The sequence below is a fragment of the Pandoraea sp. ISTKB genome (assembly GCF_001721285.1).
In the GTDB taxonomy this organism is placed as follows: Bacteria; Pseudomonadota; Gammaproteobacteria; order Burkholderiales; family Burkholderiaceae; genus Pandoraea; species Pandoraea capi.
On the sequence record NZ_MAOS01000021.1, the window covers coordinates 45,316 to 57,101 of the forward strand.

Here is an 11,786-nt window from a genome sequence, read left to right on the forward strand (position 1 = left end):
ATTCGCGTGAACTGTTCACGCACGAACCGGAACGCATCGGCAGAAACATTCGGTGACGCAGCATCAGGCGGGAGTCGTCGCATCGACATCCTCCTCGCTGACGGTGCCTGTTTGCGCATGCCATAGCCCGGCTTCGCGCAGCGTCATGATCCCCTCGCTTTGCGCCTGTGCCGCCAGTTCGTGAGGGCTGCGCGCCTGAGCGATGTTGATGGCTTGCGTCGCACTGATCGGCATCACCTGGAAGGCGCCGATGCGCCCGGCGAAGCCGCTGCCGTGACAGCGCATGCACGATCGGCCGTCGCGCTCGATGTCGCTTGCCGCTGCGCGAGGTTCACATCCGGCAGGGCATCGTCGCCGGAGCAGGCGCTGTGCACTGATGAGCAGGAGCGTCGACGAGAGATTGAACGGTGCAACGCCAAGGTCGAAGAGCCGTGCGAGTGTGCTCGGCGCGTCGTTCGCATGCACGGTTGCGAAAACCAGATGCCCGGTCTGTGCGGCCTGTACGGCAATCTGGGCCGTTAGCGCGTCGCGAATTTCACCGACGACGAGGACGTCCGGATCCTGGCGGAGAAAGGCGCGCAGTGCGGTCGCGAAGTCGAGTCCGGCGCGTTCGTTCAGATTGACCTGCGTGATGCCCGGCAGACGGATTTCCACCGGGTCTTCGATGGTCACGATATTGCGTGATGCGTCGTTGAGCCGTCGCAGGCAACTGTACAGCGAGACGGTCTTGCCACTGCCGGTCGGCCCCGTCAGCAGAATCATGCCGTGCGGCCGCGAGATGGCCTGCGTCAGTGCGAGATACTGCTTCGGCGTATAACCGAGGCCTTCCAGCGCCAGCGGTACCTTGGCGCCGTCAAGCAGTCGCACCACGAGCTTTTCTCCGTAGAGCGTGGGCAGCGCACTCACGCGACACTCCACCGGCTCTCCCGCTTCGCGCCACACCATGCGTCCATCTTGCGGCAATCGCTTTTGTGCGATGTCCAGATTCGCGAGGACTTTCAGTCGCGACACCAACATGTCGCGCCACGCGAGCGGCACCTCGCAGTGTTCTTGCAGGTAGCCGTCGATGCGCAGCCGAACGCGAAAGCGTTGCGCCATCGGTTCGAAATGGACATCGGACGCACCTGCGCGAATCGCGTCGTTCAGAATTTGCTCAAGGCATTGCAGCGGCGTCTCGCCCTTGGGAGACGCACGAGGCGCGCCGGAAGATGACGTTGTTGAGACGAAGGGAGGCGCCGTTGTCGATGACGTGCCATCAACGGATGGGGCAGGGAGTGGAGCGGTGGATTGCGACATGACGGGGTTCTGCGAGAGCTGCGTGAAGCTTTAGTCTCGTCATAACCCCGGCATCGCTCAATCGGAATAACCCGAAAAATGGCGGTGTGTGACGCGCAGTGATCGAGCGCGGTGCCATCGATTCACTGCGATCGCAAATCGTCAGTCGTGATGGGCGGCGCGCGGCCCCGGTTTGAACAACCGAACCGTTTTGATCGCCTGGTTGTCGATCTGCACGATCTCCATACGCAGGCCTTCGATCTCGAGGCTGACGGCCGCTTCCGGAATCTCGCGCAGCACTTCGAGAATGAGGCCATTGAGTGTCTTCGGTCCGTCGGTCGGCAGATGCAACCCGAGCCGGCGGTTCAGGTCGCGCAGACCGACGCCGCCGCCAACCAGACACTCGCCGTCGGACGTCCAGCCCGAGCGGCTGCCACCGGTGCCCGGTACGCTCGTCGTGAACTCGCCGATGAGTTCTTCGATGATGTCCTCGGTCGTCACCAGCCCTTCGACTTCGCCGTACTCGTTGACGACCAGCCCCACGCGGCGCTGATTCTCCTGGAAGTACTGCAACTGACGCAGCGCGGGCGTGTCGCTCGGAATGAAGTACGGATCGACGAGCAGCGCACGCAACGTATCGACGGAAAGATCGTCCGGATGACGCAGCGCGGACAACGTACGACGCACCGGCAAGATGCCGATGATGCGATCGATGTCGCCGTCATACACCGGCAACTTGTTGTGATAGCAGGTCTCGAGTTGCATGAGGATGGTGTCGAGCGGCGCCGAGATGTCGAGTGCTTCGATGCGCGCGCGTGGCACCATCACGTCGTCGACGGCGATGTTCTCGAGATCGAGCAGATTGAGCAGCACACTACGCGGCTTGGTCGGCATGTAGTTGCCGGCTTCGAGCACGATGGTGCGCAACTCTTCCGTCGTCAGGCGGGCTTCACCCGCCGCGCGACGCGTATCGATGCGCAGCACGCGCAGCATCCCGCGCACGAATGTATTGAGTACCCACACGAGCGGCGTCGCCGCGACGACGATGGGTTTGAGCGGCGTGCTGACCGACAGGGCGATGCGTTCCGGATACGTTGCGCCGACGATCTTCGGGCCGATCTCCGCGAAGATGATGATGAGCAGCGCAATCATCGCGGTGGCGATGGAGAGCGTGACGGCGTCGTTGCCGAAGTAACGCACCGCGATCGACGTGGTGAGCACCGGCACGACGGTATTGATGACGTTATTGCCGACGAGAATCGTCGAGAGCAGATCTTCGGTGCGGGAGAGCAGGCCTTGCGTCGATCGGGCGCCGGAGACGTTCATGCGCACCAGATGCTTCAGGCGATGGCGGTTGAGCGCCATCATGCTCGTCTCCGAGATGGAAAAGAATCCCGAGCAGATGATCAGGAAGGCGACGGCGCAAATCTGCGCCCATAAGGGCAAGGCGTCCAAGCTTTTCGGTGCGCGAAGCGCGGCGGTGGCAATGAGTCGCCACTATAGCAGAGGGGATGTTGGGGCCCGTTTCGATGCCTGACTCGATGCGTGATCGACCTCAGCGCATCGTGTCGGATGGTGCAGGATGACGGGAATGGGCCGGAGTCCCAAGCGTTGAGTGAGAGGCGAGGGAATCTTACGGCGGAAATAGCGGCAGAAATAAAAAAACCGACGGACACGTCCGTCGGTTTTTTGCTTTGCTATGAGCAAAGTAAATCCTGGTCGGGGTGAGAGGATTCGAACCTCCGGCCTCTACGTCCCGAACGTAGCGCTCTACCAGGCTAAGCTACACCCCGCTTCGATACTGCTACTTCGCTAAGTGCGTCGCGCTATCGAGTAAGAACATAATTCTAGCAGGCTATTTTTGTAATGGGAAGAGGGAAGTGCAGAAATTATTTGAGCCGCTGCATCTGCCTCTTCTTTTGCGCGCGCCAGCGTGTAGTCGAGTGCGCCTGTGCGCGTGATCGCGGCGAGGATCGGTTCGAACTTGTCGGTGCCGCCATTCTCGATCGCTTCGCGCACGAGAGCGCGTTCGGCTTCGGTGCCGTGCTGGAGCACGTGAATCAGCGGCAGCGTCGGTTTGCCTTCGCGCAGATCGTCGCCGGCGTTCTTGCCCATGGCATCGGTGTCGCCGGCGTAGTCCAGCCAGTCGTCCATCAACTGGAAGGCCGTGCCCAGACGTCCACCATATTCACGAACGGCAGCTTCGGTCTGTGCATCCGCATTCGCGAGCACGGCGGCGAGTTGCGTCGCCGCTTCGAACAGCGTGGCCGTCTTGTATTTGATCACTTGCAGGTAACGTGCCTCGTCCACATCGGGATCGTGCATGTTCAGCAGTTGCAGCACCTCGCCTTCGGCGATCACGTTGGTGGCGCGCGCCAGAATCTGCATCACGCGCATGTTGTCCACGCTCACCATCATTTCGAAGGAGCGCGAATACAGAAAGTCGCCGACCAGGACCGACGCCGCGTTACCGAACAGCGCATTGGCCGTCTGCTTGCCGCGACGTAGATCGGATTCGTCGACCACATCGTCGTGCAGCAGCGTGGAGGTGTGGATGAATTCGATGACTGCGGCCAGCTCGAAGCGCGCGGGCGAGCTCACGCCAAGCGCGCCGGACACCAGCAGCAGCAATGCCGGGCGCAGCCGTTTGCCGCCCGAATTGATGATGTACTCCGAGATCTGATTGATCAGGACCACCTCGGAGGCCAGCCGGTGGCGGATAAGCTGGTCGACGGCACGCATGTCGTCGGCGATGGCGGCCAGTACGTTCTGGGAAGAAGTCGAAGCAGTCAAGACAAGGCTCGGGTGAGGAAAAATTCGCCCCAAATTATATAGTGGGTGCGGCCACTTTCGGGCACCAGAGCCGCGGAATGACTGGCGTCACGGAAGTCTTTGACGCAAAAGGAGAAAGTCTGTATAATTCCCCGTTTTCGTGCGCGCATTCGTTGCGCCGGGTCCGAAAATACTTCGGTATGACGGCCCGCAGCGGTGCGATCGGCCGGTAAGTCGTGTCCTTTCGGGACCCTCGGTCTGCACGGAAATTCTCTTGTTTATGAGTGAGGTTCAACAATGTACGCGGTCATAAAAACCGGCGGTAAGCAATATAAGGTTGCTGCTGGCGAAAAGCTCAAAGTAGAACAGATACCGGCTGACATTGGCGCTGAAATCACCATCGACCAGGTTCTCGCCGTTGGCGAGGGCGAATCGATTAAGTTCGGTGCGCCGTTGGTCAGTGGGGCTTCCGTCAAGGCTACCGTTATCGCCCAGGGTCGTCACCCCAAGGTGAAGATTTTCAAGATGCGCCGTCGCAAGCACTACCAAAAGCGTCAAGGCCATCGCCAAAACTACACCGAGCTGCGCATCGACAGCATCAACGGCTAATCGATCGAGCTAGGTAAGGAGTTAAGTCATGGCACACAAAAAAGCAGGCGGATCGTCCCGTAACGGCCGCGATTCCGAGTCGAAGCGCCTCGGCGTGAAGGTGTACGGCGGTCAGGCAATCCTGGCTGGCGGCATCATCGTTCGCCAACGCGGTACTCGTATGCATGCTGGCGAAAACGTCGGCATCGGTAAGGACCACACGCTGTTTGCACTGGCCGACGGCCACGTGCAGTTCGCCGTCAAGGGCGCAGCGAAGAAGCAAGTGGTTAGCGTGGTGCCGGCAGCGTAAGCTAAGCCTTTTGCCACCAAAAGGCTCCGCTCTCATGCGGAGCCTTTTTTGTTTGTCCCGCCAGTGTGCAGCGCATCGGTCGCGCCCGGCGTGGGGCAGTGAACAGTATTCTGGATCGTCTGCGGACGGTCGTTAAGCGGGGCGGACCCACATGAAATTCATTGACGCAGCACGAATCGAGGTGATCGCCGGGGACGGCGGCAACGGCTCGGCATCGATGCGCCGTGAGAAATTCGTGCCGTTCGGCGGACCGGACGGCGGCGACGGTGGTCGCGGCGGCAGCGTGCTCGCCGTGGCGGATCGCAACATCAATACCCTGATCGACTACCGCTATTCGAAAAAGCATCTGGCGAAGGACGGTGAGCGCGGTCGCGGTTCGGATTGCTACGGCAAGGGCGGCGACGATATCGTCCTGCGTATGCCGGTCGGCACCATCATCTCCGATATGGACACCGGCGAAACCATCGCCGATCTGACCGAGCACGGTCAGGAAGTTGTCCTTGCGCAAGGGGGTGCGGGCGGTCTGGGTAACATCCATTTCAAGTCGAGCACGAACCGCGCGCCCCGTCAGACTACGCCGGGCAAGCCCGGTGAGCGCCGTATGCTCCAGCTCGAGCTGAAAGTGCTCGCGGACGTCGGCCTGCTCGGCATGCCCAATGCGGGCAAATCGACGTTCATCTCTTCGGTGTCGAACGCGCGTCCGAAGATTGCGGATTATCCGTTCACGACGCTACACCCCAATCTGGGTGTCGTGCGTACCGCGCCGGGCCGTAGCTTCGTGATCGCTGACATTCCGGGCCTGATTGAAGGCGCTGCCGAAGGGGCGGGCCTCGGTCACCAGTTCCTGCGTCACTTGCAGCGTACTGGCCTGTTGCTGCACATCGTGGATATCGCGCCGTTCGATGAGGGCGTTGATCCGGTGGCGGATGCCAAGGCCATCGTTCTCGAGCTACAGAAATACGACGAAACGTTGTTCCAGAAGCCGCGCTGGCTGGTGCTCAACAAGGTCGACATGCTGCCGGAAGAAGAACGTGCCGAGCGTGTGGCGGACTTCAAGAAGCGCTATGGCTGGGAGGGTCCGACGTTCGAAATCTCCGCATTGACCGGCGAAGGCTGCGAGAAGCTGTGCCTGGAAGTGCAGGAGTACTTGTATCAGCAACGTGGCGCCGTCGAAGAGGCGATTGAAGACGCGGCTGCCGACCCGCGTTTCCGCGCCGGTAGTGCGGCCCCCGCTGCCGTCGAAGCACCACAAACCCCAACGGACGACGCGCCAAAGGCGTAAACTCCGTATCACTCAAACGCTGGCACCGTCGCGCCATGGGCAACGTCCATCGCGCAGGCGCCAGCGATCCGGCCGCAGCGGCCAACTGAGCGACGACCGGCGCCCCGCGCCATCCATGTCTTCCTCGCCCGCAGCAGCCCCGTCTTCCCAATACCTCCGGAGAGTTCAGGTCCATGCGTTCGGTCATCGCCGATGCCAAGCGGCTCGTGGTGAAAGTGGGCTCCAGTCTCGTGACCAACGACGGTCGCGGGCTGGATGATGTCGCCATTGCGCGTTGGGCGCAGCAGATTGCCGCGTTGCGGCACGGGGGCGACGGACGACCGCCAAAGCAGGTCGTGCTCGTGAGTTCGGGCGCGATTGCCGAGGGGATGCAGCGTCTGGGGTGGGCACGTCGTCCGAAGGCCATCGACGAACTGCAAGCCGCCGCTGCCGTGGGGCAGATGGGACTTGCGCAGGTGTACGAAACCCGTTTCGCCGAGCACGGCGTACGTACGGCGCAGATTCTGCTCACGCACGCCGATCTGGCCGATCGCGAACGCTATCTGAATGCCCGCACGACGTTGCTCACGCTGCTGCGTCTGGGCGTGGTGCCGATCATCAACGAGAACGACACGGTCGTGACCGACGAAATCAAGTTCGGCGACAACGACACGCTCGGCGCGCTCGTCACGAACCTGATCGATGGCGATGCGCTGGTCATTCTCACCGATCAGTCGGGACTCTACACGGCCGATCCGCGCAAGCATCCTGACGCCGAGTTCGTTCACGAGGCCGAAGCGGGAGACGAGCGTCTCGAAGCCATGGCTGGCGGCGCCGGCACCAACATCGGCCGGGGCGGCATGCTCACCAAGATTCTCGCGGCCAAGCGCGCGGCGACGAGCGGTGCGCATACCGTAATCGCGTCGGGGCGGGAAGCCGACGTGCTCGTGCGTCTGGCCGGCGGCGAAGCCATCGGTACGCAGTTGGTAGCGCGCACCGCGGTGCTGACGGCCCGTAAGCAGTGGATGGCCGATCATCTGCAAGTGCGCGGTCGTGTCGTGATCGACGCGGGCGCGTGCAAGAAGTTGATGGAAGAGGGCAAGAGCCTGCTGCCGATCGGCGTCATCGATGTGGAAGGCACCTTCGCGCGTGGCGAGGTCATCGCCTGTGTCGACGAAGCGGGTCACGAGGTCGCGCGCGGTCTGTCGAATTACAGCGCGTCCGAGACGCGTCTCATTCGCCGCCACCCAAGCAGCGACATCGAACAGGTGCTGGGGTTTGCGAACGAGCCGGAGCTGATCCATCGCGACAACCTGATTCTGCGCTGAGACCGATACAGCCTCCTTGGTGAGGCGGGACGGCCAGAAACAAGAAACGCCGGCACGAGATTCGTGACCGGCGTTTTTTTCATCGCGAAGGCCGCAGCGGCATCAGCGTTATCACGCGGACGCCGCTTGCTCTGCAAGGCATCAACGATAGGCGGCGGGCGTCGTCGGATAGCGCAGGTTCTGCACGATGTCCTTGGCGGTGCCGTACGGTGTCTTGTCCTGGCAGAGGAAATCGCGGAACAGAATGCCCTGATAGGCCGTTGCGCCATACGGGCGGATCGGACGCCATTCGCTGTTACGTGCCGGCGCCCAGGTGCCGTCAGGGCGGCCGGTGGCGTACAGGCGCGATTCGAACGATGCGCAGTGGATGCCTTCGTACGAGACGTTGCGCGCCCCTTCCTTGCTGCGGATGACGGCGACGTAGCGGACCACGCCGTCGTCGCGGGTGACTTCGACGGACTTCGCGTCGATGGCGTAATCGAGGGTGGCGTTGGGCAGCGTGGAGAAGCTGATCAGGTCGGCATCCTTCGGCGCTTCGGTCGGGAGCTTGTATTCCGCCTCCTTCCACTTGCCCTTGGCGGCCTCTTGTTGCGCCATGTATTCGTCAAAGTCCTGAACGGGCTGCGACATGCTGCTGCAAGCGGCGATCAGCGCGAGGGCGGCCAGGGAAACGAGCGTGACCAGGCGCGGGGCGCGGCGGGCAAAGGAAGGACGCATGGGAATGGGGTCGAGGAATCAAAAAAAAGCGGGCGCGGGCATCATGCCCGCGTCCGGTGTTGTGACAGGCCGGCGGCCGTCCGGTTCAGTGCTCCCGGCGGTGTTGACGGTCGGCATTGTCTGCCGCATCCGCGGTATCTGCCGTGTCCGCAGTGCCCGCTGTCGCAGACGCGTCGCCGCAGTCACCGCTGCCGAAGCCGCCTTCCTGCTCATGCAACGCATCCGTGGCGCCCGGCGGCATTTCGCCGACACGTGCCCCGGCCCGCGGAAACCGGCGCCGGTCCTGCTGAGCGCGTGCGGCGGTGCGTCGCAGATATCGCGAGAGCTCGTTCAGCGCGAGCTGATAGACCTCGCGCTTGAACTCGATCACCGCGTCGAGCGGCACCCAGTATTCGTTCCAGCGCCAGGCGTCGAACTCCGGATGATCGGTTGCACGCAAGCAGATATCGCAGTCGCGCCCGACCATGCGCAGCAGGAACCAGATCTGCTTCTGGCCCCGGTAATGTCCGCGCACTTCGCGTTTGATGAACTTGTCCGGCACCTCATAACGCAGCCAGTCGCGTGTGCGACCGATGATTTTGACGTGTTCTGGCTTTAGCCCGGTTTCCTCGTGCAATTCTCGGAACATGGCCTGTTCGGGCGTTTCGCCGTACTTGATGCCGCCTTGCGGGAACTGCCAGGAGTGCTCGCCCAGCCGCTTGCCCCAGAACACTTCATTGCGTGCGTTTAAGAGGATGATGCCGACGTTCGGGCGAAAGCCTTCACGGTCCAGCATACAACCACCCTTGAATCCTTTAAAATTGCTTCGATTATAAACAGATAATCACCGGCGCGGCGGCCGGCGGCGGCTCGGGTAACCGGGGCGGCGCGTACGGCCGGCGGGAGTCTCAGGGGCTGCGAAGACGTCACGCTACCGTCTCGGTACCATCTCGTTACGCGCCCCGGCCCTGCTTTGGCGCAGCCGACCGAACCGCCGCGTGCGCCGTTGACCCTAATTTTTCCCGGAAATCTGCATGAAAGCCTCTCGTTTCTTCATCGGCACCCTCAAGGAAGCCCCCGCCGACGCCGAAATCGTCAGCCACAAGCTGATGATGCGTGCCGGCATGATTCGCCGCGTCGCCGGCGGTATCTACGATTACCTGCCGATCGGCCTGCGCTCGATCCGCAAGGTCGAAGCCATCGTCCGTGAAGAAATGAACCGCGCGGGTGCGCTGGAGTTGCTCATGCCGGCCGTGCAACCGGCCGAACTGTGGCAGGAGTCGGGCCGCTGGGTGAAGTACGGCCCGGAGCTGCTGCGTCTGAAGGATCGTCACGACCGTGAATTCGTCGTCGGACCGACCCACGAGGAAGTGGTGACGGACATCGCACGCCGCGAGATCAAGAGCTATCGTCAGTTGCCGGTGAACTTCTATCAGGTGCAGACGAAGTTCCGCGACGAGATCCGTCCGCGTTTCGGCGTGATGCGTGGCCGCGAATTCATCATGAAGGATGCCTACTCGTTCGACAAGGATCGCGCGGGTCTGGAAGTGTCCTATCAGAAGATGTTCGACGCCTATGTGCGCATCTTCACGCGCCTGGGTCTGGAGTTCCGCGCAGTCGTGGCCGATAACGGTTCCATCGGTGGCTCGGGCTCGCACGAGTTCCACGTGATCGCCGAGACCGGTGAAGACGCCATCGCTTATTGCCCGACGTCGGACTATGCGGCCAACGTCGAAATGGCCGAAGCGCTCGCCCCGCAAGGCGAGCGTGCCGCGCCTGCCGAGGCCATGACCAAGACCGCCACGCCGGGCAAGGCCAAGTGCGAAGCCGTCGCGGAACTGCTCTCGATTCCGCTGACGCGCACCGTCAAGTCGATCGTCCTCGCGACGGACGACGAGAAGGCCGGCACGACCGTCTGGCTGCTGTTGCTGCGCGGCGATCACGATCTGAACGAGATCAAGGCAAGCAAAGTGCCGGGTCTGGCTGAGATGCGTTTTGCCAGCGAAGCCGAGATCGTCGAATGGTTCGGCACGCCGCCGGGCTACCTCGGCCCGATCGGCACGAAGAAGCCGGTGAAGCTCGTGGTCGACCGCACCGTCGCGAAGATGAGCGACTTCGTCGTGGGCGCGAACGAGACGGACTTCCACATCACCGGGGTGAACTGGGGCCGCGATCTGCCGGAACCGGAAATCGTCTTCGACCTGCGCGACATCGTGCCGGGTGACGCGTCGCCGGACGGCAAGGGCGAGATCGCGCTGTGCCGCGGTATCGAAGTCGGCCACGTGTTCCAGCTGGGCACGAAGTACTCGGACGCCATGAACGCCACGTTCCTCGACGAAACGGGCAAACCGGCGCCGATGGAAATGGGCTGCTACGGCATTGGCATCACGCGCATTCTCGGCGCGGCCATCGAGCAGAACTTCGACGATCGCGGCATCATCTGGCCGGAAGCGATTGCCCCGTTCGAAGTGGTGCTGTGCCCGATGGGCTACGACCGCAGCGACGCCGTGCGTGCCGCCGCCGACAAGCTGTATGAAGATCTGGTGGCCGCCGGTATCGACGTGATTCTCGACGATCGTGGCGAGCGTCCGGGCGTGATGTTCGCCGACTGGGAACTGATCGGCGTGCCGCATCGTGTGGTGATCGGCGACCGTGGCCTGAAGGAAGGCAAGATCGAGTATCAGGGTCGTCGCGACACGGAAGCACAGTTGCTCGACGCCGAGACCGTGGCAGAAGTTGTCACCGGCAAGGTGCGCGCCGCCAAGGCGATCTGAGTAGGACGTGCGCTGTCGGTCGATCCGGCCGGCGGTGCACGGAACGGCGACACCGTGCATGTGACGGCCGCCGGGTAATCAAAGAAAAGGGACCTCGATGAGGTCCCTTTTTCTTTGGGCGCGGGAGATTGCCCCCCGGCGCCAATACCGACATCCCGAAACGCTTGCCGGGATGTCGCGCCGCGATCAGCGAGCCGTCGTCAGCGCGCGGATGGCAGGCAGGTTGCGCCAGTAACCCTTGGCGTCCATGCCGCAGCCGAAGACGTAGCGATCCGGCACGGTGAAGCCGCAGAAATCCGGATGCGACGGCTTTTCCTTCGTCAGGATCTTCTCGCACAGCACGGCGCTGTAGAACTTCGACGCGCCCATCTCCAGAATCCGGTCGCGAATCGCGGCCATGGTGGCGCCTTCGTCCAGAATGTCGTCGAGCACGAGCACCACGCGGTCACGCACCGAATCACGCGGTGCGACGCGCCACTGCATGGCACCGCCGGTGGTGGTGTTGTTGTAGCGGGAGAGGTGGATGTAGTCGAATTCGAGCGGGAAGTCGAGTCGCGGCAGGAGCATGCCGGTAAAGACGGCTGCGCCGCCCATGACCGACAGCACCATCGGGAATTCGTCGCCAATGGCTTCCTTGATGGCCTTTGCCATCGTGTCGACGGAGCGGTTGACCTCGTCGGCGGAGACGATTTCTTCGGAATTACGGAATACTTCGAGGGCTTCTTCGCGGTTCATATGGGGCGACCCTGTGGAACGGTGGTGCGGGGGATTCGCTAAATGCG

Annotated in this window: 12 protein-coding genes and 1 tRNA gene; 6 read left to right on the forward strand and 7 right to left on the reverse strand. The window is 62.4% G+C overall.

Annotation, left to right across the window (positions count from 1 at the left end):
- Positions 1-63: 63 nt before the first annotated feature.
- Positions 64-1,296: a GspE/PulE family protein gene (locus A9762_RS05080; protein WP_083253642.1), complete on the reverse strand. Its 1,233-nt coding sequence runs from the start codon at positions 1,294-1,296 to the stop codon at positions 64-66.
- Positions 1,297-1,437: 141 nt separating this feature from the next.
- Positions 1,438-2,643, reverse strand: coding sequence for an HlyC/CorC family transporter (locus A9762_RS05085; RefSeq protein ID WP_069340955.1), 1,206 nt, complete (start codon positions 2,641-2,643; stop codon positions 1,438-1,440).
- Here A9762_RS05085 and A9762_RS29150 point away from each other — a divergent pair.
- Complete coding sequence (locus A9762_RS29150; RefSeq protein ID WP_240493451.1) at positions 2,630-2,812, forward strand: hypothetical protein; 183 nt, start codon at positions 2,630-2,632, stop codon at positions 2,810-2,812. The genes A9762_RS05085 and A9762_RS29150 overlap by 14 nt on opposite strands.
- Positions 2,813-2,991: 179 nt before the next feature.
- Here the strand turns inward: A9762_RS29150 and A9762_RS05090 are convergent.
- Positions 2,992-3,068, reverse strand: a tRNA-Pro gene (locus A9762_RS05090).
- Positions 3,069-3,087: 19 nt separating this feature from the next.
- Positions 3,088-4,017 (reverse strand): polyprenyl synthetase family protein, encoded by a 930-nt coding sequence (locus A9762_RS05095; protein WP_240493455.1) that lies wholly within the window; start codon positions 4,015-4,017, stop codon positions 3,088-3,090.
- Positions 4,018-4,344: 327 nt separating this feature from the next.
- Here A9762_RS05095 and rplU point away from each other — a divergent pair, with 327 nt between their 5' ends.
- The 4 genes from rplU to proB all read left to right on the forward strand — a co-directional run bounded on the left by rplU (position 4,345) and on the right by proB (position 7,534).
- The gene (gene rplU, locus A9762_RS05100) at positions 4,345-4,656 is read left to right on the forward strand and encodes a 50S ribosomal protein L21 (protein ID WP_010803930.1); all 312 of its coding nucleotides are present in this window, start codon (positions 4,345-4,347) and stop codon (positions 4,654-4,656) included.
- A gap of 28 nt (positions 4,657-4,684) precedes the next feature.
- Positions 4,685-4,945 (forward strand): 50S ribosomal protein L27, encoded by a 261-nt coding sequence (gene rpmA, locus A9762_RS05105; protein ID WP_010803931.1) that lies wholly within the window; start codon positions 4,685-4,687, stop codon positions 4,943-4,945.
- A gap of 151 nt (positions 4,946-5,096) precedes the next feature.
- Positions 5,097-6,227: an Obg family GTPase CgtA gene (gene cgtA, locus A9762_RS05110; protein ID WP_069340957.1), complete on the forward strand. Its 1,131-nt coding sequence runs from the start codon at positions 5,097-5,099 to the stop codon at positions 6,225-6,227.
- A gap of 173 nt (positions 6,228-6,400) precedes the next feature.
- A complete protein-coding gene (gene proB, locus A9762_RS05115; protein ID WP_069340958.1) occupies positions 6,401-7,534 on the forward strand; it encodes a glutamate 5-kinase in 1,134 nt (377 codons plus the stop codon).
- 141 nt (positions 7,535-7,675) lie between these two features.
- Here the strand turns inward: proB and A9762_RS05120 are convergent, their stop codons facing one another.
- Complete coding sequence (locus tag A9762_RS05120) at positions 7,676-8,251, reverse strand: CNP1-like family protein (protein WP_083253644.1); 576 nt, start codon at positions 8,249-8,251, stop codon at positions 7,676-7,678.
- A gap of 85 nt (positions 8,252-8,336) precedes the next feature.
- Positions 8,337-9,026 (reverse strand): RNA pyrophosphohydrolase, encoded by a 690-nt coding sequence (locus tag A9762_RS05125; RefSeq protein WP_083253645.1) that lies wholly within the window; start codon positions 9,024-9,026, stop codon positions 8,337-8,339.
- Between the two features lie 238 nt (positions 9,027-9,264).
- Here A9762_RS05125 and A9762_RS05130 point away from each other — a divergent pair, with 238 nt between their 5' ends.
- Positions 9,265-11,004: a proline--tRNA ligase gene (locus A9762_RS05130; protein WP_069340959.1), complete on the forward strand. Its 1,740-nt coding sequence runs from the start codon at positions 9,265-9,267 to the stop codon at positions 11,002-11,004.
- A 186-nt stretch (positions 11,005-11,190) separates the two neighbouring features.
- On the opposite strand, the gene A9762_RS05135 is transcribed toward A9762_RS05130, so the two are convergent.
- A complete protein-coding gene (locus A9762_RS05135) occupies positions 11,191-11,739 on the reverse strand; it encodes a hypoxanthine-guanine phosphoribosyltransferase (protein WP_069340960.1) in 549 nt (182 codons plus the stop codon).
- Positions 11,740-11,786 lie beyond the last annotated feature (47 nt).